The organism is Moorena sp. SIO1F2, assembly GCF_010672755.1.
Classification (GTDB): Bacteria; Cyanobacteriota; Cyanobacteriia; order Cyanobacteriales; family Coleofasciculaceae; genus Moorena.
Genome location: NZ_JAAHFV010000045.1, coordinates 1 through 22397, shown reverse-complemented (window position 1 = coordinate 22397; position 22397 = coordinate 1). Strand labels below are relative to the sequence as shown.

The following is a 22397-nucleotide window of genomic DNA, read 5'->3' as shown; positions in this document are numbered from 1 at the left end:
AAATAGGGATATCAGCCGTCATGATTGGCGGCTCCCTACTGACGCACTCTCAGCCCTCAGCTGTCTTGGGAGATGTCCATCTATCCCCACCCCCACCAAAGGCTAACGTACTACGATTGTTTCTCTACGTCTGACTTCATCCGCTCCAATGTCATGTTCATCTGGTCAAACATCTGCTGAGGGGTGATCCCAAACTGACCTAACTGAGTATTGAGCTGCTCTATGGTCATCTGAGCCATGAAGTCATCAGATAATTCGAAGCGCTTCATAAAAATCCGATAGCGCTCCATCATCTGTTCCATCTGATCGATGAAAATCTTTTTGCCTTCACGGTCAAACTTGCCATAGTCGTTGCCCAATTTAATCAGGTCTTGGTAATCTTCAAACAGCTGTTTTGCCTCTTTTTGGACAATTTCCGAATCAAAAAAACCCATTGCTCTTACCTGTCAACCGGTTTGGTTGTACTCAATCGCCGCTTCTAATCACATTTTAATGTAGCGTTAAACCTGGACAAAATTCGGTTTTCCGTATTAGTCCGTTGAAGGTTGTTCGCGATCGCGTGGCCTATTGGCCAAGGTTAGACCGTTGAAGGTTAGACCGTTGAAGGTTAGACCGTTGAAGGTTAGACCGTTGAAGGTTAGACCGTTGAAGGTTAGACCGTTGAAGGTTAGACCGTTGAAGGTTAGACCGTTGAAGGTTAGACCATTCAAGGTTAAAGCCTTAACAACTCAAAGCCAAATCGATCACTGGGAAACTGTAACCTGTGAACCTGTAACCTGTGAACCTGTAACCTGTGAACCTGTAACCTGTGAACCTGTAACCTGTAACCTGTGAACCTGTAACCTGTGAACCTGTAACCTGTGAACCTGTAACCTGTGAACCTTCAACCTGCCAACCTTCAACCTTCAACCTGTAACCTGTAACCTGTAAGTTTCCACTCTGAGATAAGTAATTATTATAGGAACATAGGATTGACAGTATTTGGATATCCACCAAGCTATTCAACGCGGGTCAAAGCAAGTATGTTGAGCAAGCCAAAAAGCCGCAAAGTCGCTTCCCTACTGGCCTTGAGTGGGGTAGTTATCCCCGTTTGTGGATTACACAAATTTTATCTCGGACAACCCTTCTGGGGAGTAATGTACTTACTCCTGTGTTGGACACCCATTCCTCGAATTGCCAGTGCTATAGAGGGGGTGTGGTATTTACTACAAAGTCAAGATCAGTTTGACCTCAATTTTAACCTTGGTATTGAGTCTACAGTATCTTCCTCAGACAATCCATCGGCTGGGATTGACCCGGCCAAGGTAGGGGAAATTGCTGATGCCCTAAGACAGCTAGACAGCCTGCGTCAGGAGGGACTAGTGTCTGAGTATGAATTTGAACAAAAACGTCGTCAATTACTTGACCTAATTGCTTGAGTTTCATGGCAATTTTTGATTGGCTATCACCCAAGACTCCACAAAACCCGAATCAGCAATCAATTCAGCAGAGGCTAAAGCGTGACCCCTACTATCGGCTACAATCTACAGAAGAAATTGCTGTAGCTGCCAAATTGGGGCTCACCATTGATGTGAATCAAGCTGGTGTGGATGACTGGCTGAGATTGCCAGGGATATCTATCCATCAAGCGCGATCGCTTTTTGAACTCACCAGCAGCGGTGTGCAATTTTGTTGCTTAGAAGATTTGGCCGCTGCCCTAGGTTGGTCAGTACAACGTCTGACACCCTTGCAACCAATTTTGAGGTTTTGTTACTACGATGCGGAGAGTTTAGTAACGCCTCAGCTAGTCAACCCTAACACTGCATCTCTAGAACAGTTGACGAAAATTCCAGCAGTGGACTTGTTTTTAGCTAGAGCGATCATGCAAAATCGCTTTGATGGTGGCCCATACCGTAATTTAGCTGACCTTCAACGACGCCTTGAGCTTAATCCTCAGCTGACATCTGAGTTAATGTACTATTTAATCTTTTGAGATTATTAGTTTGAGCTTACTAGTTTGAGATCCTATCCAGTTGACTACTTATCCTTCTTGGTTGGGAGTCACTTAAAACTAGAAACTAGAAACTAGAAACTAGAAACTGGAAACTTGTCAGTGGCGAAGTCACAACTGACAACTGACAACTGACAACTGACAACTGACAACTGACAACTGACAACTGACGACTGACAGCTGACAGCTGATAGCTGTTGGCGTAGCCTGCGCGTAGCGCATATGCTTACCACAAAAAACAAAAAAGGAACAGACTACTAAAGAGTGGTCTAGTTCCTACACAGAAGTGGTTGAATCAGCTATGCCGACGAAAAAATCCGGTAATCTTTCAAAGTTTTAGGTTAGACCAATTCCTTAGACTTGCGCTTTAATGAAGTCAAGCTTAATCCCAGTAAGCTTAGGCTAAACAAGCCCATTGTCATGGGTTCAGGAACAGGTTTAGAATTGGAAGGATCTCCAGGATTGGCAGTTATATCAACATTAATATCAGCCTTGGTAAGAGTAAAAGAACCCGTAGCACCTAGCCAGCCAGACATACCAAAGTTAGTGTTTTTGCCATTAGCTCCAACCCCAACCTGGAAGGCGTATTTACCATTTTCAGGTTTTTGGTAAAGATTCAGTTCCTTGCCATCGTAGAAACCTAGGCCAGTTAAGGTAGCCCGAGTTTCATCCATGTTATAGTAGTACCAAGTACTAGTATCGACGGGGCCACCTTTTTCTACGTATTCAGACTTTGGTAGTTCCTTTTTCGGTCCTCCCCAAGGTTCTGGTGTGCTATTGAACCAAATATCAACGTCCCATTTTTTAGTATCATCTAACTCGGAAACGATGGTACCCAACAAATTAGCAGTCCCATCATTGTATTCATTAAAGATACCTGAAGTGTCAAATACAAACCTCCCTGAGTCCAACTCAGGAAACCAGAAAGCGTGTCCTGACAAATCAGTGTCTTCTGGGTAGATATGAGCTTCATCGGCTAACCAGGACTTGAGGATATCAGCTGCCTGGGCTTCTCCTACTGCTCCCAAAACTATAGACCCTAAAACTAATCCACTGCTTAAAAATTTAGTTATTTTCATTTTTTAGACGCCCTAGTTATTTGAATAAATTAATTAATTGACTTGAGTCTGTAACTAATTGGTTGACTAATTGTTTGACTAACTCGTTCGCGTAGCGTGGCCAACGGCCAATCATAGCCTGAGCTATCAGTAAAATCACTTTCAGTAAATTAACTGATATTTATAGTCTGCCAATCTGATGGTTGCGATCGCGTTAGTGCTAACGTATAACTTTTGTATTATTTTTGTATACAGCGTTTTTCATAACTATTAGGTGCGCTTTCCGGATCTAATTATTAAATTCGCCACGGGTCGCACCTGAGGTACACAGGATTTTTTCCCTCTTCCCACTTCCGACTTCTCTGTTCCGGTGATCCGCTGTTCCCTGTTCCCTAAAACCTTAGGTACGCTCTTACCATTAAGAATTAAATTCGCCACGGGTCGCACCTCAGGAATCTGTACCTCACCCAATTGACAACTGCTGTAAATTCATAGCAATAAAAAAAATACCATCACCTTTCAACTGGCTCCAAACTTGATTTCCTGACCCGGAGCTAATCTCTAATCATAAGAAAAGAGCCCCTGGATTTTTTCCGTCCTATTCAGGACTATCAAGGAGCCACTTCTAACCCAATCAGATCAAGTCCCGATCAGGGACTGCATCAAGACAATGGTGTTAACTATACCAAATTATCGAAAACTACTTCTTCCCTCCCCCCTCTACCCACGCGCCCCCGCCCCTCTAACCACACTCTTCCCCCGATTCCCGATTCCCAATTCCCGATTCCCGATTCCCGATTCCCGATTCCCGATTCCCGATTCTTTGGGCGTAGCGATATAGCTTGACAAGTGAAGCTTAATTGAGGGAAACTCTAGGTTATCCTATGGGAGGGCGAAGCAAAAGCAGATAAAACCTAGGGTTTCAGCCATTAATTCCTTGCCCGAATTACTTACTTGCCCGAATTACTGGCTCGAATGGGTCGCCCTTAACCAAAAATCCACGACGCCAGACTTTCCATCGGAGGGGTTCTATGCCGGAAAACACGATTTCAGCAGAAATTCAGTCATCCCCCAACCACTCTAGACAAGCTGCTTTAGCTCTACAACAGCTTGGCTTTCGGATACTGCACATTGGACCGACTATCAGTGTACAAGCCCCGCAATCCCTGTGGGAATCAACTTTCAATGTTTCCTTCCAACCACAGCAGAAAACCCTGATCCAGGAGATAGATGGCAGTGAGGTTACCTATCCCAAAGCTGCGGTTGACAATCTACAAATTCCTGAGCAACTACAAACCTTGGTAACTGGGGTGATGTTTGTAGAACCCCCAGAATTTTTCTGATCGCTCAAGCGCGGAAGCTGAGGCCGTTGGCCACGCGGGGCGCGTTCGCTTCATCGCGTAGCGTGGCCAACGGCCAATCCAGTTAACGATAATCCGAACATTGTCCAGGCTAGAGGGACGATCGGGTCGTGCCTTTACTGTATCGTGCCTCTAGTTTTCTATGGTCAAATGTTCAATAGTAAAAAGTTGCCAATAAAATTTTAAACTAAAGCCGAACAAAACAAAAGTACCCACGAGGGTGACGTCAATATGTGATCACAGATACCAAACTAAAGAAGTAAACCAAAGAAGTAAAACAACTTGGTTTGTTGATCAAGAAAGACAGCGATAGTCATCAACCGCTGATCTAACTAGGATTTAACTAACAGGAGAATTATGATACAACAACTACAGACGGGAGTTGAGCGAGTTTCCTTTGAAGCCATTCTCGTATCAGAAAGTGGCCAGTCCATGTTCGCCACTGACACCTACCTCCAACCGGAGAATCTTCAACAATTTGCTCCACCCCCTGGACGGGGCATTCAAGCTGCAAATATTTTACAATCCCTTGGCTTTCGCGTCCAGCAAATCGGAACCTTTTCCATTAGTGCTGATGGACCACGGGAACTGTGGGAACGGGTCTTTAGCACCCGAGTTGAACGGGATAGCCAACTCATTAGCGAGGCTCATCCTCAACTGGGAGAAGTGACCTTCTTGCGCCATGTTGCTGGTGCTCCCTTTACCATTCCCCAAGAGCTATTTGGGTTGATAGAGCGCGCTTATCCCCAACGTCCACCCATTTTATTTGAGTCGCCACTGCCTCCACGGGTTCGTTATCATCACCTCAATGTTCCCTCCGATGTAGCTATGGTATGTCGCTCGACCCCTGTCCACAAAGTCGGGGTAACCGGTAAAGGCGTTTTAGTAGCAATGGTAGACACTGGATTCTACAAGCATCCCTTTTACGAGTGGCATGGCTACAACTACCAGGCAACCCTGGCACCAGATGCTAAAAACGTGGAGCGGGATGAGAGTGGTCATGGCACCGCTGAAGCAGCAAATATTTTTTCCAATGCACCGGATATTGACTTTATTGGTGTCAAAATGGGGAGTAACCCCACCCTGGCCTTTAAGATGGCATCGGATTTACATCCAGCGGTGATGAACAACAGCTGGGGCTTCAGTATTCCAGAAGGGCCTCTACCGAATTTCCTCAAGCCCCTAGAGGCAGCAGTTATTGAAGCAGTCAAAGAGCGTGGTATTACTGTCTGTTTCTCTGCTGGTAACGGACACTATGGATTTCCTGGTCAGATGCCGGAAGTGATTTCTGTGGGTGGAGTCTATGCCCACGATACTGTTGAGGGCAATGACTTTCGGTTAGAAGCTTCCAACTACGCCAGTAGCTTTGATAGCCAAATTTATCCAGGACGCCACGTCCCTGATCTTTGTGGACTGGTGGGAATGCAACCCCGGGCTGCCTATATCATGTTGCCCGTTGAACCAGGGGACGAAATTGACCGAGGCTTGGGCGGTGGTCAGTATCCGAATCAGGACGAAACGGCTACTGATGATGGCTGGGCAGTGATCAGCGGTACTAGTGCTGCTTCTCCCCAAGTAGCGGGTGTTTGTGCCTTGCTTAAGCAGGTGCAACCTGGTCTGTCTCCATCCCTGATTAAGCAGATTCTACGGGCATCAGCGCGAGATGTTAAGCTGGGCAAAAGCTTCCATGGTCAACCAGCAGGAGAGGGACACGATGGAGCAACTGGCTCCGGTTTGGTGGATTCCTATGCAGCCTATAAGTTAGCTCGCTCCGTGACCATCCGCAATGTTCATGACTTGCCAGCACCTCGATGAAATAGTGGTTCTCAAATAGGTGAGGTATATTTGAGATTTTAGGGAGTCAGAAGTCAGAAGTCAGAAGTCGGGAATCGGGAATCGGGAATCGGGAATCGGGAGTCGGGAATTGGGAGTCGGGAATTGGGAGTCGGGAATATCACCACACTCCCATAAATCCCATATATCCCTATATTCCCATCTCCCCACCTCCCCATCTCCCCATCTCCCCATCTCCCCATCTCCCCATCTCCCCATCTCCCCACACTTCCCTCTCTTCCCCTGCTCCCTGTTCCCTACTCCCTGTTCCCTTTGCTACATATGCTGACTAATAAGATAATCGCCCATCGTGGGGCTTCTAATTGTGCCAAAGAAAATACTATTGAAGCTTATGAGAAAGCGATTGAACTTGGGGCTGACTTTATCGAATTTGATGTCAGAATAACTAAAGATGGGGTATTGATTTCCCATCATGATCCAATGATAGCTAATCAAGCTATCAGTCAGTTAAGGTTTGCTGAAATAAATCGCATTGCTGGTCAGCAAGGGTTTAGAGTTCCTACGGTTGAGGAAATTTTAAGACTGACTCGTAACAAAATTAAACTAGCGGTTTAATTAAAAGAAGAAGGCTATGAAGAAAAAGTCATGGCCTTAGTAATGGGATATATCAAAATAGATGACTTTGTTATTTTATCATTTAATGTTTCATCGTTAAGATGGATAAACTTGAATTACCCTACGGTTAAAACGGGATTGTTATTAAGCAAAAAAAAGAATAATTTTCTGATTATATTACTCAGACTTTTGGGAATTTGGGTGTTTCAGAAACTGATCAGACTTACCCCCGATATCCTAGCACTACAGTGGGAAACGTTAAAATTTGGTTTATTGGAAATTGCTGCTAAACAGGACAAACCGGTTTTTGTTTGGACTGTAAATGATCAAAAAATGATTGGAGAGCTTCTAAATGATAATCGGATACATGGTATAATTACCGACAAACCTGACTTAGCTCGTCAGCTATTAGCTATCAGCGGTCAGCGGTCAGCGGTCAGCGGTCAGCGGTCAGCAGACTTAACTCAGATTAAACGAATGCTTACCTCTGTTATTCAAAAGTGTTCGGTGTAGCTTGCCCATAGCGCATAAGCACCTCAAGTAGCGTGCGCGTAGCGCATTAGCTGATACGCGACACGCTGATAGCTTACGAACCTATTCACTAATCTTGAATATACTCTTCGCCATTGATCAGAGCTATCTCGGCTCTTACAAATTCTCGTCCTAGGTAAAGGGCGTGATCGAAACGACTCAAAGGACAGGGTTTAGTTTCTTCGGTAATTTTCATGCCTAGTTCCTTGGCTGTCCTACCTTTGAAAATAGCGGTGGGAGTACGGTTTAATTTAACATCGCAGGGAAATGGTTCTCCGGTTTCTGGATCAACTGCTAACCCTTTGTCATTAATTTTGTTACTGTAGTGTTCGGCACAGATCAGACTTGCATCTCGGTCTATGTAAATAATAAAGTAGCCCTCTGGATCGAGTTCAATAAAGCGTTGGGAGAGCTTTTCATCAATAGCAGTAATGTTTTGGGCAGTGATCATCATGGGAACGGTCAAGGGCTAAAGCTGATGGCAAATCCCAATATTATAACGTTAACAGAACAATTAGACAAGCTCAGAGATGAGGATAACAGGGAAACACAGCGGGACGCAGCAGGTGTGGGAGGTGTGAGGAGTTACTTGGTCAGTTACTTAAAAAAGTTGATAAATTTCACGGCCATACTTACTCTAGATTTAGTATAGTAGAGCTTGGGAATTAAATAGTTAACCCTAGTGGTAGTGTTGTACCTTGGGGTTACCCAGCCATGGTGTAATATATCTAAGATTCTGAGCAACGAGTGAAAAGGCCACAAACCCTCTCGGCAAAAACTATAAGCCAAATCAATCCAGATTTAGTATAGTAGAGCTTGTGAATTCCATAGTTAACCCTAGTGGTAGTGTTGTACCTTGGGGTTAGCAAGCCATGGTGTAATATATCTAAATTCCGTCCAACCAGTGAAAATGCAACAAACCCTATCGGCAACAAGCGTAAGCCAAAATCAAGCTCATATTCAGGTGATCAGACGGGATGGTTCTTTCGCTCCCCTTGATATTTCCAAAATTCGTTCTGTTGTTGATTGGGCTTGTGCTGGCAAGGATGTCAATCCGATCACTCTAGAAGCTGGACTAACTACCCGCTTGCGTGATGGTGTTACTACCAGAGAGATTCAGGAGAATTTGATCAACTGTGCCCTGGAAATGTGTAGTCCTGATCAGCCTGACTGGCGCTATGTAGCAGGACGACTGCAGATCTGGAGTCTCTGGAAAGACACCCTGGTAAACCGTGGTTATGAGTACGGTGACTACCCTAGAACTGTTCGCTCTAAAGTAGAGTCTGGTCAATATGACCCCAGTATCTTAACCTATACGACTGAGGAGCTAAAAGAAGCAGGTTCTTGGATTAATCGGGATTGGGACACGGATTATGATTATGCAGGGGCTGTACTGCTAACTCGTCGGTATCTCCTGGCGGATGAGTTGCCCCAAGAGGCATTTTTAACTTGTGCTCTGCTGCTAGGGTCAGTGGAAGTCCCGGAAGATAGACTAGGTTGGGCAAGGCGATTTTATGAAGCGATCGCACAACGGAAAATATCTCTAGCGACCCCGATCCTGGCTAATCTCAGAATTCCTAAGGGGTCTCTGTCTTCCTGTTTTATCACTAGCATTGATGACAACCTGGAAAGCATCTTTGAAGGAATTACTGATACGGCCAGAATCTCCAAAAACGGTGGTGGTGTTGGGGTCAATGTTAGCCGGATTCGCTCAACGGGTAGCTGGGTGATGGGCAAAGCCAATGCTTCGGGAGGGGTAATTCCTTGGATTAAACTGCTAAACGATACTGCGATCGCAGTTAATCAAGGAGGCCGTCGGGCAGGGGCAGTCACCGTTAGTGTGGATGTGTGGCATCTCGATGTGCCAGAGTTTCTGGAGATGCAAGCGGAAAATGGGGATCCCCGGCGCAAGGCTTATGATATCTTTCCCCAATTGGTGATTCCCGATGAGTTTATGCGTCGGGTGGTTAATAAAGAAGACTGGACGTTAATCGATCCCTATGAAGTACGGATCAAGCTAGGGATTGAGCTATCGGAACTTTGGGCAGAAGAGTTTGAAAGCGCCTATCAAACTATTGAAGCAGCCATCGGCGAAACCCTCACTCTCTACAAGACCGTCAATGCTCGGGAACTCTTTAAGACGATTATGCGATCGCAAGTAGAGACGGGAATGCCTTACTTGGCGTTCAAGGATACCATTAACCGCGCTAATCCTAATCAACACGAGGGCTACATCCCAGCGGTAAATCTTTGTACCGAAAGTTTCTCTAATGTCGAAATTGGCAATGCTGCTCACTGTTGCAATTTGGACTCAATCAATCTCGCCAATATTGAAGAAACTGAATTGCCCAATATCTGTCGTCTAGCAGTGCGGATTCTCGATAACACTATTGATTTAACCACTCCTCCTTTTACAGCAGCCCATACCCACAATCACAAATACCGCACCATCGGAGTAGGTTGTATGGGATTAGCGGATTGGTTAGCTAAACGGTGGCTAACCTATAACAACCTCAAGGAAATTAGTAACTTATTTGAGGATATTGGCTACTACTGCACCCATGCATCTATGGAACTGGCCATGGAACGTGGTGCTTATGCTGCTTTCGATGGTAGTGAGTGGAGTAAAGGTAAGCTAATTGGCGCTAAACCAGTGGAATGGTTTGTAGAAAATTCCCAGCATCAAGAGCGTTGGATAGCCCTATCTCAGGATATTCAAAAATTTGGGATTCGCAATTCTCATATTACTGCGATCGCACCCAATACATCCTCATCCCTAGTACAAGGATGTACCGCTAGTGTCTTACCAGTTCACAGCAAATTCTTCTATGACAAATGGGCAAAAGGCACTGTACCCATTGCCCCACCCTTTATTAAAGACAATTTTTGGTTCTACCACGAAAACAAAAACTTTGATCAGAAAAAAGTTGTTACAGCAGTCGCCACGATCCAGCAATGGATTGATACTGGGATTTCCATGGAATTGTTATTTAACTTAAACCAAGGAGTCTATTTCCCAGACGAACCTGAACGCACCCTCAAAGCCAAAGACATCTATGAAACCCTAGTCATGGCCTGGGAATTAGGATGTAAAGCTGTGTATTATATCCGAACCGTCCAACGTGACAACTTCAAAGAATTAGACAACACTTGTATCGCTTGCGCTAATTAGTGATTCTGTGGAACAGGCTTCCAGCCTGCGCGCGCATCGGTCAGTGGTCAGTGGTCAGTGGTCAGTGGTCAGTGGTCAGTGGTCAGCTTTGTAGAACAGGCTTCCAGCCTGTGACTTCACTGAGATTATAGCAATTCTCTTTCCCATGAGGTACAAAGAGATCCCCCTAAATCCCCCTTGAAAAGGGGGACTTTGAGGTTGATAAGTGTGAAGCATCGGTCAGTGGTCAGTGGTCAGCTTTGTGGAACAGGCTTCCAGCCTGCGCGCGCATCAGCTGTTCGCGTAGCGTGCGCGTAGCGCTTAGGCTGAATGCTGATAGCTGATAGCTGATAGCTCTTGCTCCCCACACTCCCTGTTCCCGATTCCCGATTCCCGATTCCCGATTCCCGATTCCCTACTCCCTACTCCCTACTCCCTACTCCCTATAAAAATGCTAACTACAATGCCAATTAACCCTATCTTTAATCCAGATGGGGATGATAAAACTGAACACCGTTCAATTTGGTTTGGTAATACCACCAACTTGATGCAACTCAATGATGTCCGTTATGCTTGGGCAATTGGGTTGTATCAACAGATGCGGGAAAACTTCTGGATTCCCCAGAAACTAGACCTAACTCAAGACGTAACAGACTACTCCAATTTAACGCCAGCAGAACGTTATGCTTATGATGGGATTCTATCCTATTTAACTTTTTTAGATTCCGTTCAAACCTGCAATATTCCTCACATCAAAAGTAGCATTACTGCTCCAGAAGTTAGTCTGTGTATGGCGGAACAAATTTCTCAGGAAGGGATGCACAATCAAAGTTATCAATATATCATAGAAACCGTTATCCCTACTGAACATAGAAGTAGAGTCTATGAATTCTGGCGCACTGATACAGTGCTGAGGGATAGATGCGAATTTGTCGCCAGCTTCTATCAAAGGTATGTTGATAATCCCACCCCAGAAAACTATTTTGTTTCCTTACTGGCTGACTTTTTATTAGAAGGAATGTACTTCTATAATGGTTTCATTTACTTCTACAATCTCGCCTCTAGGATGCTGATGCCAGGCTCAGCAGACATTTTTAAAATGATTAATCGAGATGAACTGAGTCATGTCCGGCTTTATCAAAAGTTAATCCCCATGGCTATGGAAGTATTTCCCTATTCCAGTGAGCAAATTTATGAAATGTTTGCCACAGCAGTGGAGCATGAATGTCGCTGGACTAATCATATTGTTGGTAACGATATTTTAGGGATTACTGAACGGAGTACTGAACATTATACCAAGTATTTGGCTAATATCAGGCTACGTTCTATTGGATTAGAACCCCTTTACCAGGGGGAAAACTATCAAAAGAGTCCCTACAGCCACTTAGAGCGTTTTTCTGATACTAAAAAAGATGCTCATACTAAGGCCAACTTCTTTGAAGCTAGCGTAACTAGTTATGTGATGTCTTCTGGGGTCAGTGGTTGGGATGAAATCTAGGGAGTAGGGAGTAGGGAGTAGGGAGTAAACTAGAAATCAAACCATCCAAATCCACCAATCGATTTTCTGTGACTAGAAGCCGCGAACCATTTCCCAGTCTGCTGCTGTATCACGCCCTGAAGTGGTCAGTGGTTAGCCCCTTAGTCCATACCTATTTCCGGGGTCGCATTTATGGTGCTAAACAAGTACCCACCTCGGGACCCCTGGTGGTGGTGAGTAACCATGCTAGTGACTTTGACCCACCGATTTTAGCCAATTGTGTCGGACGTCCAGTAGCCTTTATGGCCAAGGAAGAATTGTTTCGTGTCCCAGTCCTGAAACAGTTTATTGAATTGTATGGTACTTACCCGGTTAAGCGAGGCTCAGCAGACCGGAGTGCCCTGCGTTCTGCTCTCAATTTCCTCGACAATGGCTGGGCGGTTGGTGTGTATTTGGATGGCACCAGGACACGGGATGCTCGCATTCATAACCCCAAGCTTGGTGCCGCCTGGATTGCTGCCCAAGCCCAAGCCCCCCTGCTGCCCGTTACTTTGTGGGGAAGTCAAGCAATTGTTAAAAAAGGTTCCTTGATGCCACGGTCTGTACCCTTAACCGTCCGCATTGGTAAGCTGATTGCTCCTCCTAGTTCTAGTAACCGAGACGAATTGCAAGCTGTGACCCAACAGTGTGCTGCAGCGATTAATGCTCTCCATGATTTGGGACGTTGATTATGTGGGAGTAGGGAGTAGGGAGTAGGGAGTCGGGAGTCGGGAGTAGGGAATCGGGAATCGGGAATCGGGAATCGGGAACAGTTGCGTAGGGTGTGTTAGGGACGGGCTCCCTCTCATTTTCCGCCTCGTAGTCAGCCTTGGAACAGCCCGGCCCGTAACGCACCACCGGGTCCAACAGCTTTAATGAGATGCACCCCAAACCCCAAACCCCACACCCCACACCCCACACCCCACACGTCCTACCTAGCTTCACCAATAACCGTAAAAGCCGCCCAAGCTTTCGGGTCTGGATTACCATCTTCATCATTGAGCATCGATAACATGGCCTCTCGCATGGCTTTGGCTTTATCCATTTTGTGGGTGTAAATATTCGTATAAAACTCCCTCATCAACTTGGCCGTATCATCATCAGGCACTTGCCATAAGGACACCACCAAACTGGGTACACCGGCGGCAATCAAAGAACGGGATAAACCCACTACCCCTTCCCCTTTTATCTCACCCCTACCAGTATCACAAGCACTCAGGACTACTAACTTTGCGTTCAATAAGGATTTTTCCGGTAGTCCGTAACCAATCAGAATTTCATCACTGGTGAGAAAGCCATCATGGTCTGGTTTCTCAGGAGCTAATGCGATCGCACCTCGATAATAAATACCATCGACTAAACCATGGGTGGCTAAATGGATAACCGAAGCATTGGCCATTTTTTCCACAATGGTTGATTCTGTTGCTTCTGCTCCAATTAGAGCGGTGGTATTCAGCAATTTAGCAATGGTTAAGGCTTCTGTTTCTGCACCCGATAGAGACTTTAACGGTTCTTGTTCCTGTCCTACTGTAATGGTGGGCATGGTGGGATTACCCACAATCAATGGTGTTCCGTTGCTGTCTTGGACTCGATGCCAATGTTGACGGGTAAACGACAGAGATTGGATCGAAGGAGCAGTGAGAATGGTATGGTTTTCGATTAGATAATTTCCGTCATCATCTAGCAGAGCAGCAAAGGGAACCAGAAATAGTGCTTGATGGGGAATGAAAATAATACGGTCTGATTCGCTTTCAGGTAATACGTCAACAATGGGAGTAATCAGGAGTTGGTAGAGTTGGTTTAGTGGATGACTATCCTTAGGGTTTGGTGGTGAAGTAGGATTCTGATTACCTCTACCTCTGACAGCGACATAATCACGAGTGACTTTGACTAGTTCAGCTAGAGTGGTATCTTCGGGTAAGGTATGACTACGGAAGGTAATCTCACCTGTGGGAGCAATTACCCAAATATAAATTTGGCCACCAAAAATGGAATATTCCACCAAAGTGGCTTGTTGTTGTTGAGCAATCTCTTGAATGTCTTTAAGAGTAGGAGCTTTAGTTTTTTGAGTAGTTTCAGATAACTGTGCCGCTAATAAATCAATCAGAGCGCGGTTGCGACCCCGTTCGGAAATCTCTAAGGCTTGTTTTGGTTTTCCTTGAGCAATCAATACCTGTTGTAAAAGACGATAGCTACGAGCTTGTTCTTCAAAAATAGAAATCTTCCAATCATCTTTGTTACGGAGGAAGTGGCGGATATATTCCAAAATTTTAATGGCATCATACAGGTGAATTTCGGCTGGTTCTAGTTGATTTATTTTTAATAAGGTAACACCGAGATTATTTAGGGAGGCAGCTTCACCTTTGCGGTCTCCGATATCCCTAGCAATAGCTATCGATTTTTGGTAGTAATCAATCGCTTTTTTGTAGTCTCGCAGATTATCGTATGCAATACCCAGACTACCCAGGGAGGCAGCTTCACCTTTGCGGTCTCCGATATCCCTAGCAATAGCTATCGATTTTTGGTGGTAATCAATCGCTTTTTTATAGTCTCCCAGATTATCGTATGTACTACCCAGATTATTCAGGGAATTACCTTGACTCAGGCGGTTTCCGATTTCCCTAGCAATAGTTAATGATTGTTGGTAGTAATCAATCGCTTTTTTATAGTCTCCCAGTTGACTGTATGTAGCACCCAGATTATTCAGGGAATGACCTTGACCCAGGCGGTTTCCGATTTCCCTAGCAATAGTTAATGATTGTTGGTGGTAATCAATCGCTTTTTTGTACTTTCCCAGATGATAGTATACAATACCCAGATTATTCAGGGAGTCAGCTTCACCCTCGCGGTCTCTGATTTCCCTTTTAATAGCTAAGAAGTGTTGGTAGTAATCAATGGCTTTTTTATAGTCTCCCAGAGGAACGTATGCACTACCCAAATGATTCAGGGAGCCAGCTTCACCCTGGCGGTCTCCGATTTCCCTTTTAATAGCTATCGATTGTTGGTGGTAATCAATCGCTTTTTTATAGTTTCCCAGATGATAGTATGTAACACCCAGATTATACAGGGAGTTAGCTTCACCTTTGCGGTTTCCAATTTCCCTAGCAATAGCTAAGGAGTTTTGGAGGGAATCAATCGCTTTTTTGTACTCTCTCAGATGATAGTATGCATTCCCCAGATTACCCAGGGAGTTAGCTTCACCCAGGCGGTAACCGATTTCCCTAGCAATAGCTATCGATTGTTGGTAGTAATCAATCGCTTTTTTGTACTCTCCCAGAGTACGGTATGCATTACCCAGATTATACAGGGAGTTAGCTTCACCTTTGCGGTTTCCAATTTCTCTTTGAAAAGCGATTGATTGTTGGTAGTAATCAATCGCTTTTTTGTACTCTCCCAGATGATGGTATGTAGTAGCCAGACCAATTAGGGAGGCACCTTCAACCTTGCGGTGTCCGATTTCCCTAGCAATAGCTAAGGAGTTTTGGAGGGAATCAATCGCTTTTTTATAGTTTCCCAGATGATAGTATGTAACACCCAGATTATACAGGGAGTTAGCTTCACCCTTACGGTATCCAATTTGTTTATAAATCACCAATGCTTGCTGCCAAGATTGTAATGCTTCTGGGAACTCACTGCGACGAACGTGACTCATTCCCTGCTGAAATAGTTTGTCCGCCTCGGCTTGCTTACTGTCTACTTCAACTATGGCATCACTAGGGGTTATAGTTCCTTCTTGCTCTGGGCTAACCGTGTTTTGTTCTTGAGCCAGTGCTAGTACAGTGAGGAAACTAGCCACAACAGGGAGTACCCCAGGGGTGAGGTAGACAGTGAGAAGTCCCAACCATAAGACTTGCTTAAGTTTCATATCGGATATTGAATTATTCCCTACTTGGCCATATCTGAGAGATTTCTGAACCTATGCAATGATTCAGGGAGTCGGGAGTAGGGAGTAGGGAGTCGGGACTCGGTAGTGGTGCGTTACGGGACGGGCTGTCCCAAACACACCCTACGCCACTACTATAAAAATAGCGATCGCATTATAGCTGGACAAGGGTTATAGGGATAGCTTCGGCCACTATATTTTACGAATCATTGAGGAGTGCTATATATTGAAATAATCTCGATTTCCATTACTCGATGCATTGGTTTGGTTGGCTTTTCAGTTGTGATCAGTTGATCTGCTTTAATTTGCAGTGCAGCTGCTACATGAATCGCATCCATCCCAGCTAAACCATAGGTACAGGCAATTTGTTGGGCATTTTGGAGAATTTGCTCTAAGTCAGTTGCCCAATGGTTGACAGCATTAAAGAAGGTTTCGTAAAATTCTGTTTCATCTTGTTGCTTGTTAAAAATTGCTTTAGGCAAGACTTCTAACTGCACGAAGCGACTTGAGGCAAACTCCCGATTTTCATCGTTAAGAATTTGATTGGCTCTAATGCTGATTGACTCAATGCCTTGAAAAGCGGTAATCAGTACACCAGAGTCTATGTAAGTCTTCTTACGAGTCACTCCATCCACCTCGACGTGCAGCCAATTCCAGTTCAATGTCCTCTTCGTTGAGCAGTCGTAAGCCAGCAGCAATTGCTCGTTGTCGAATTTCCCATAATTTTTGGGCTAAGGGAGTTTTTGGTACAAAATCCGATTGAGGGGGTGTTGTTTCTGACTCAGATTTAAGGAGTTCAACAAACTCCAAAACTTTTTGCTGTTTTTCCGGTGCCAGTTCTCGCCAGTGTTTAAGTAGTTCTTCTTCTTTACCCATAAACACCTCCCGATGGAATGATAATTCTATTGTATAGGAATAGGGAACAGCGAATAGGGAACAGGGAATAGGGAGCAGGGAACAGGAATAGGCAAGAGGCAAAAGGCAAAAGGCAATAGGGGCAAGAGTTCCGAACTTTCCCCACACCCGACTCCCGACTCCCGACTCCCGACTCCCCAAATTCTCTACCTCGCTTCACCAATAACCGTAAAAGCCGCCCAAGCTTTCGGGTCTGGATTACCATCTCCATCATTGAGCATCGATAACATCGCCTCTCGCATGGCTTTGGCTTTATCGAATTTGTGGGTGTAAATATTCGTGTAAAACTCCGTCATCAACTTGGCCGTATCATCATCAGGCACTTGCCATAAGGACACCACCAAACTGGGTACACCTGCGGCAATCAAAGAACGGGATAAACCAACTACTCCTTCCCCTTTAATCTCACCCCTACCAGTATCACAAGCACTCAGAACCACTAACTTTGCTTTCAATAAGGATTTTTCCGGTCCTGCGTAACCAATCAGAATTTCACGACTGGTGAGAAAGCCATCATGGTCTGGTTCCTCAGGAGCTAATGCGATCGCACCTCGATAATAAATACCATCGACTAAACCATGGGTGGCTAAATGGATAACCGAAGCATTGGCCATTTTTTCCACAATGGTTGATTCTGTTGCTTCTGCTCCAATCAGAGCGGTGGTATTCAGCAATTTAGCAATGGTTAAGGCTTCTGTTTCTGCACCCGGTAGAGCGGGTAACGGTTTTTGTTCCCGTCCTACTGTAATGGTGGGCATGGTGGGATTACCCACAATCAATGGTGTTCCGTTGCTGTCTTGGACTCGATGCCAATTTTTACGGGTAAACGACAGGGATTGGATCGAAGGAGCAGTGAGAATGGTATGCTTTTCGATCAGATACTTGTGATTATCATCTAGCAGAGCAGCAAAGGGAACCAGAAATAGTTCTTGATGGGGGATAAAAATAATACGGTCTGATGGATTTGTTGGTAATACGTCAACAATGGGAGTAATCAGCAGTTGGTAGAGCTCCTGTAGTCGATTACTATTGTTAGGGTTTAGTGGTGAAGGAGCATGAGGTAATAAGTTAACAATTGAAGTAATCAACAGTTGGTAGAGTTGTTGTAGTCGATTACCATCCTTAGTGTTTTGTGGTGAAGAAGGATTGTGATTAGATCTACCTCTGACACCAATCTCCTCACGACTAAATTTGACTAGTTTGGCCAGAGTAGTATCTTGGGGTAAATCATGACTACGGAAAGTAATCTGCCCAGTGGGAGCAATCACCCAAATATAAATCTGGTCATCAACAATCGAATATTCCACCAAGGTGGCTTGTTGTTGTTGAGCAATCTCTTGAATGTCTTCAAGAGTAAGAGCTTTGGTTTTTTGAGGAGTTTCAGATAACTGTGCCGCTAATAAGTCAATCAGAGCGCGGTTGCGACCCCGTTCGGCAATCTCTAAGGCTTGTCTTGGTTGACCTTGAGTAATCAAGACGTGTTTTAACAAAATATAGCTGTTAGCTTGTTTTTCAAAAATAGAAACCTTCCAATCATCTTTGTTACCGAGGAGGTGGCGGATATCTTCCTTAATCTTAATGGCATCAAACAGGTGAGTTTGGGCTGGTTCTAGTTGTTTTTTTTTTAAGAATGTAAGACCGAGATTATTCAGGGAGTTAGCTTCACCCTGGCGGTCTCCCATTTTCTTTTTAATAGCTATCGATTTTTGGTGGTAATCAATTGCTTTTTTATAGTCTCCCAGATGATCGTATACAAGACCCAGATTACCCAGGGAGTTAGCTTCACCCTGGCGGTATCCGATTTCCCTATCAATAGCTATCGATTTTTGGTGGTAATCAATTGCTTTTTTGTAGTCTCCCAGATGATCGTATGCAAGACCCAGATTATTCAGGGAATTACCTTGACTCAGGCGGTTTCCGATTTCCCTAGCAATAGTTAATGATTGTTGGTGGTAATCAATCGCTTTTTTATAGTCTCCCAGTTGACTGTATGTAGCACCCAGATTATTCAGGGAATTACCTTGACCCAGGCGGTTTCCGATTTCCCTAGCAATAGTTAATGATTGTTGGTGGTAATCAATCGCTTTTTTGTACTTTCCCAGATGATAGTATACAATACCCAGATTATTCAGGGAGGCAGCTTCACCCAGGCGGTATCCGATTTCCCTAGCAATAGCTAAAGATTTTTGGTGATAATCAATCGCTTTTTTATAGTCTCCCAGATTAAAGTATGCACCACCCAGATTATCCAGGGAGGCACCTTCACCGTGGCGGTGTCCGATGTCCCTAGCAATAGCTATCGATTGTTGGTGGTAATCAATGGCTTTTTTGTACTCTCCCAGATTACGGTATGTAATACCCAGAACACCCAGGGAGCGAGCTTCACCCAGGCGGTATCCGATTTGTTTATAAATCACCAATGCTTGCTGCCAAGACTGTAATGCTTCTGGGAACTCACTGCGACGAACGTGACTAAGTCCCTGCTGAAATAGTTTGTCCGCCTCGGCTTGCTTACTGTCTACTTGAACTATGGCATCCCTAGGGGCTAAAGTCCCTTCTTGCTCTGGGCTAACCGTGTTTTGTTCTTGAGCCACTGGTGGTAAACTCAGGAATCTAGCCAAAACCAGGAGTACCCCAGGGGTGAGGTAGACAGTGAGAAGTCCCAACCATAAGACTTGCTTAAGTTTCATATCGGATATTGAATTATTCCCTATTTGGCCATATCTGAGAGATTCCTGAACCTATGCAATGATTCAGGGAGTCGGGAATCGGGAATCGGGAATCGGGAATCGGGAATCGGGAATCGGGAGTCGGGAGCAGGGAGAAAGCCCTTCACTTATATAGCACTACGCATTCAAGTTAGGACATTGATACAAGTTGAAAACCTTTTGTAGTCAACTTTTGCCTCTTGCCTCTTGCCTGTTGCCTTGCGCGTAGCGCTATACACTTCAAGCCCAGTTTTTTTGACAGAATGCATAGGTTCCGATAGTTACCAGATAGGTAAGAATGACATTTGGTTCTTTGTCCGGGGAGATTGCTATATATAGCATTTCCTAGTAAGCGTGAGATATATCTAAATTTTATTCCCGACTCCCGACTCCCGACTCCCGATTCCCGATTCCCGATTCCCGATTCCCTCATGAAGACCAGCTTAGCCAAATACTGGACACTCAATTATATTAATCGTTTGGGTCAACATCAAACTAAACCGATAGAAGAGGCTAAGGAATTTATCAGTGCCCAAGCTCTTACTTTGTCTACAGGTGAAGACACCATAGACCACGCCCTGATTAGCAGACTGTGGCAACGTTATCACACCCAAGACGACGACCTTGAGCTGGCTGAGGTTTGTCTACGTTGTTTAGTTTCTCACCAAATCAAGGAGGTTTGTTATCAGTTAGTAGAGCAATTTGGTCAGCAACATAATTTTACCATGGATGACCTACTGCCATTAGTCCTTGACCGTTATCCTGAGCCCGATCAAGGCCATAAACTAGGGGGAGATAATTTTATAATTACTTATAGTTTACAAACCTTTGACCCAGATAAAAGTAGCTTATTTTCCTGGACAAAGAGACTAGTGAAAACCCATAGGGAGGTAAAACAATTTTTACTCTACCATGGAATTGATCAGGTAACGGATTGGTTATTACTGAAACAAACTACTCCTGGTAAACTAAACCGTATTCTATCGGAGTTTTATCAGCTAACTGATCAAGAAATTAACCACTATCGTGAGTTATTAGAAAGTTATCAAACGGTTTATGTACGTCAACTGCAAGCAGAGCGTAATCAAATTAACCAACAACGACAACAACAGGGCTTAGGTAAACTTAAAACTCCCTATCCAATTCCTACCAAAGAGCAATTACAGCTGATAGGGAAACTATCTCCAGAAGCAGTGCTTACTGATTTACAACGGTTAGCTCAGCTAATTCGAGACTATAAAAAGAATCGTGGCAGGAATGTTCCCACTCAAGCTTTAGGAAAATTTGAGCATCAATTAGCAGCTGATGATACAAGTAACAATCAGGAGGAAGACGAGGTATTAGCTGCCTATGACCAATTACTACAGGATTGTTTAACTACTGCTATTCAAGACGTTATTCAAAACCGAGTGACTTATCTAAGTCGTAAACAAAAGCCAAGACATCAGCAATTTTTAGAAGCACTAGATTTATTTCAATGTCAGCATGTTACTATGACTAAGATTGCTGCCCAAATCGGCTTAACTGCTCAATATCAAGTCAGTCGCTTGCTAGACCTGAAAGCCTTTCGGGCTGATATTGCTAGACGCACTTCCGTAAGATTACATCACCAACTCGTGGAGTTATGCCAAGCCTACGCTTCTGCACAAGAGGTTAAAGAATTAGAGCAACGAATTAGTCAGTTTGTGGAAGAAGAAATTAACCGGATTATGACTGCAGCTAGGAAGGAAACCTTTGTTAAAAACAAATACAAACTGTCTAGTAATTTTTCTATGACTTTATGTGAAATATTAAAAAAGGGAGTGGGGAATCGGGAATCGGGAATCGGGAGTGGGGAATCGGGAATCGGGAATCGGGAGTAGGGAGTGTGGGGAGTGTGGGAATTTTATTGGAATTTTGGCGTTGCTTATTCCCTGTTCATAGATCCCCCCTAACCCCCCTTAAAAAAGGGGGGAATTAGATTCAAAACGCCCCTTAAAAAAGGAAGGTAAAAATTAGATTCAAAAGTCCCCTTAAAAAACGAAGGGAGTAATTAGATTCAAAAGTCCCCCTTATTAAGGGGGATTTAGGGGGATCTCAATCATGGTCTACTCCCGACTCCCGACTCCCGATTCCCGACTCCCGACTCCCGACTCCCGATTCCCGATTCCCGATTCCCGATTCCCTGTTCCCTCAATATATTCTCAACTGAAAATGCTAAATACATCTACAGAAATGATTTCCTTTCCAGCATTAACCGAAACCCTAACGCTGGAATTAGAACAACAACAACAAGCCCTGGATATAGCCAACCAGATGGCAGAGAAACCAGGAACATTAGCTATCTATCTCCAAGAGTTAGCCTTACTAGTCTTTGAAGATTGGCTGGAAAAACGGGAGCCAAGTTTACGGCTAGAACGGGCAGCTAATGGGTTAGGAGAATCTGGATTATCTCAAGCTATTTCCCAAGCTATTAATGCTGTGTGTAATCTACAGGTAGGAGAGTTTAAGATTTGCCTTATTCCGACCTTTGGGTTTAGCGACCCCTTCGTAAATCTGCCTCAAGCTATTGTTACTATTCCCCAATTCACTGCTCATTTTTATGTCGTTATTGCCATTGATGATGACTTAGGGATTGCTGGGATTAAAGGCGTCAACGACAGCGCCATCATGAAGACGAGCGTGGTCTCGGACGAGTTCCGCGAGCGATACCTGTCGAACCCCGACGACCCGGATGCGTTCGAAGGCCGGGCGATCGTGTTCGACGGCCCCGAGGACTACCACCCCACCACGATATCGAACAAACGTTCGATTCGCAACCCGGTTGGCCGATTCTGGCAGGGTCCGGGAGATTGGCCCGACCGAGCGGTCAGTCGAGGACTGGGAAACGCTCGAT

21 protein-coding genes and 2 pseudogenes are annotated in these 22397 nt (G+C 44.7%); 11 read left to right on the top strand and 12 right to left on the bottom strand.

What is annotated here, in order from left to right:
* Positions 1 to 110: 110 nt before the first annotated feature.
* Together F6J94_RS08745 and F6J94_RS34190 are read right to left on the bottom strand one after the other, a co-directional pair.
* Positions 111 to 434 carry a DUF1825 family protein gene (locus F6J94_RS08745; protein ID WP_070394592.1) on the bottom strand — a complete coding sequence of 108 codons (324 nt, stop codon included), beginning with the start codon at positions 432 to 434 and terminating at the stop codon, positions 111 to 113.
* A 130-nt stretch (positions 435 to 564) separates the two neighbouring features.
* Positions 565 to 669: pseudogene (locus F6J94_RS34190) on the bottom strand (pentapeptide repeat-containing protein); the annotation flags it as partial.
* 353 nt (positions 670 to 1022) lie between these two features.
* Here F6J94_RS34190 and F6J94_RS08735 point away from each other — a divergent pair.
* Both F6J94_RS08735 and F6J94_RS08730 read left to right on the top strand, forming a co-directional pair.
* Positions 1023 to 1418 (top strand): NINE protein, encoded by a 396-nt coding sequence (locus F6J94_RS08735; RefSeq protein ID WP_071105854.1) that lies wholly within the window; start codon positions 1023 to 1025, stop codon positions 1416 to 1418.
* 5 nt (positions 1419 to 1423) lie between these two features.
* A complete protein-coding gene (locus F6J94_RS08730) occupies positions 1424 to 1972 on the top strand; it encodes a ComEA family DNA-binding protein (protein WP_293024115.1) in 549 nt (182 codons plus the stop codon).
* 359 nt (positions 1973 to 2331) lie between these two features.
* On the opposite strand, the gene F6J94_RS08725 is transcribed toward F6J94_RS08730, so the two are convergent.
* The 3 genes from F6J94_RS08725 to F6J94_RS08715 all read right to left on the bottom strand — a co-directional run bounded on the left by F6J94_RS08725 (position 2332) and on the right by F6J94_RS08715 (position 3486).
* Positions 2332 to 3069: a PEP-CTERM sorting domain-containing protein gene (locus tag F6J94_RS08725; RefSeq protein WP_293024112.1), complete on the bottom strand. Its 738-nt coding sequence runs from the start codon at positions 3067 to 3069 to the stop codon at positions 2332 to 2334.
* A 16-nt stretch (positions 3070 to 3085) separates the two neighbouring features.
* Positions 3086 to 3208 carry a hypothetical protein gene (locus tag F6J94_RS08720; protein WP_293024109.1) on the bottom strand — a complete coding sequence of 41 codons (123 nt, stop codon included), beginning with the start codon at positions 3206 to 3208 and terminating at the stop codon, positions 3086 to 3088.
* 110 nt (positions 3209 to 3318) lie between these two features.
* On the bottom strand, positions 3319 to 3486 hold the full coding sequence (locus tag F6J94_RS08715) for a hypothetical protein (RefSeq protein WP_293024107.1): 168 nt from the start codon (positions 3484 to 3486) through the stop codon (positions 3319 to 3321).
* A gap of 232 nt (positions 3487 to 3718) precedes the next feature.
* Here F6J94_RS08715 and F6J94_RS08710 point away from each other — a divergent pair, with 232 nt between their 5' ends.
* The 3 genes from F6J94_RS08710 (at position 3719) to F6J94_RS08700 (ending at position 6224) form a co-directional block, all read left to right on the top strand.
* Positions 3719 to 3889: a hypothetical protein gene (locus tag F6J94_RS08710; RefSeq protein WP_293024103.1), complete on the top strand. Its 171-nt coding sequence runs from the start codon at positions 3719 to 3721 to the stop codon at positions 3887 to 3889.
* Positions 3890 to 4079: 190 nt separating this feature from the next.
* Entirely contained in the window at positions 4080 to 4391 is a 312-nt protein-coding gene (locus F6J94_RS08705; RefSeq protein WP_293024100.1) for a hypothetical protein, read from the top strand.
* 375 nt (positions 4392 to 4766) lie between these two features.
* Entirely contained in the window at positions 4767 to 6224 is a 1458-nt protein-coding gene (locus F6J94_RS08700) for a S8 family serine peptidase (RefSeq protein ID WP_293039112.1), read from the top strand.
* Between the two features lie 60 nt (positions 6225 to 6284).
* Here the strand turns inward: F6J94_RS08700 and F6J94_RS08695 are convergent, their stop codons facing one another.
* The gene (locus F6J94_RS08695; RefSeq protein WP_293039109.1) at positions 6285 to 6461 is read right to left on the bottom strand and encodes a hypothetical protein; all 177 of its coding nucleotides are present in this window, start codon (positions 6459 to 6461) and stop codon (positions 6285 to 6287) included.
* A 63-nt stretch (positions 6462 to 6524) separates the two neighbouring features.
* Here F6J94_RS08695 and F6J94_RS08690 point away from each other — a divergent pair.
* Positions 6525 to 7331: pseudogene (locus F6J94_RS08690) on the top strand (glycerophosphodiester phosphodiesterase).
* Between the two features lie 88 nt (positions 7332 to 7419).
* Here F6J94_RS08690 and F6J94_RS08685 read toward each other — a convergent pair.
* Positions 7420 to 7803: a DUF4346 domain-containing protein gene (locus F6J94_RS08685; protein ID WP_293039129.1), complete on the bottom strand. Its 384-nt coding sequence runs from the start codon at positions 7801 to 7803 to the stop codon at positions 7420 to 7422.
* 456 nt (positions 7804 to 8259) lie between these two features.
* Here F6J94_RS08685 and F6J94_RS08680 point away from each other — a divergent pair, with 456 nt between their 5' ends.
* From F6J94_RS08680 to F6J94_RS08670, 3 genes are all read left to right on the top strand, one after another.
* Entirely contained in the window at positions 8260 to 10521 is a 2262-nt protein-coding gene (locus F6J94_RS08680; protein ID WP_293039106.1) for a ribonucleoside-diphosphate reductase subunit alpha, read from the top strand.
* A gap of 442 nt (positions 10522 to 10963) precedes the next feature.
* On the top strand, positions 10964 to 11998 hold the full coding sequence (locus F6J94_RS08675; RefSeq protein ID WP_293039103.1) for a ribonucleotide-diphosphate reductase subunit beta: 1035 nt from the start codon (positions 10964 to 10966) through the stop codon (positions 11996 to 11998).
* A 68-nt stretch (positions 11999 to 12066) separates the two neighbouring features.
* Positions 12067 to 12705: a 1-acyl-sn-glycerol-3-phosphate acyltransferase gene (locus F6J94_RS08670; RefSeq protein WP_293024086.1), complete on the top strand. Its 639-nt coding sequence runs from the start codon at positions 12067 to 12069 to the stop codon at positions 12703 to 12705.
* Positions 12706 to 12947: 242 nt separating this feature from the next.
* On the opposite strand, the gene F6J94_RS08665 is transcribed toward F6J94_RS08670, so the two are convergent.
* The 5 genes from F6J94_RS08665 to F6J94_RS08645 form a co-directional block, all read right to left on the bottom strand.
* Positions 12948 to 15881: a CHAT domain-containing tetratricopeptide repeat protein gene (locus F6J94_RS08665; protein WP_293024084.1), complete on the bottom strand. Its 2934-nt coding sequence runs from the start codon at positions 15879 to 15881 to the stop codon at positions 12948 to 12950.
* A 224-nt stretch (positions 15882 to 16105) separates the two neighbouring features.
* Complete coding sequence (locus tag F6J94_RS08660) at positions 16106 to 16561, bottom strand: PIN domain-containing protein (protein ID WP_293024082.1); 456 nt, start codon at positions 16559 to 16561, stop codon at positions 16106 to 16108.
* Entirely contained in the window at positions 16515 to 16955 is a 441-nt protein-coding gene (locus F6J94_RS08655; protein WP_293039100.1) for a hypothetical protein, read from the bottom strand. Before F6J94_RS08655 ends, F6J94_RS08660 begins: the two co-directional genes overlap by 47 nt.
* Before the next feature lie 5 nt (positions 16956 to 16960).
* Complete coding sequence (locus F6J94_RS08650) at positions 16961 to 19504, bottom strand: CHAT domain-containing tetratricopeptide repeat protein (RefSeq protein ID WP_293039097.1); 2544 nt, start codon at positions 19502 to 19504, stop codon at positions 16961 to 16963.
* Between the two features lie 20 nt (positions 19505 to 19524).
* Positions 19525 to 19650, bottom strand: a complete 126-nt coding sequence (locus tag F6J94_RS08645) for a hypothetical protein (RefSeq protein WP_293039094.1) — start codon at positions 19648 to 19650, stop codon at positions 19525 to 19527.
* A 177-nt stretch (positions 19651 to 19827) separates the two neighbouring features.
* Between F6J94_RS08645 and F6J94_RS08640 the strand changes: the two genes are divergently transcribed.
* Entirely contained in the window at positions 19828 to 21384 is a 1557-nt protein-coding gene (locus F6J94_RS08640) for a hypothetical protein (RefSeq protein WP_293039091.1), read from the top strand.
* Between the two features lie 220 nt (positions 21385 to 21604).
* A partial coding sequence (locus tag F6J94_RS08635) for a DUF1822 family protein (RefSeq protein WP_293039088.1) occupies positions 21605 to 22397 on the top strand: 793 nt, incomplete at its 3' end.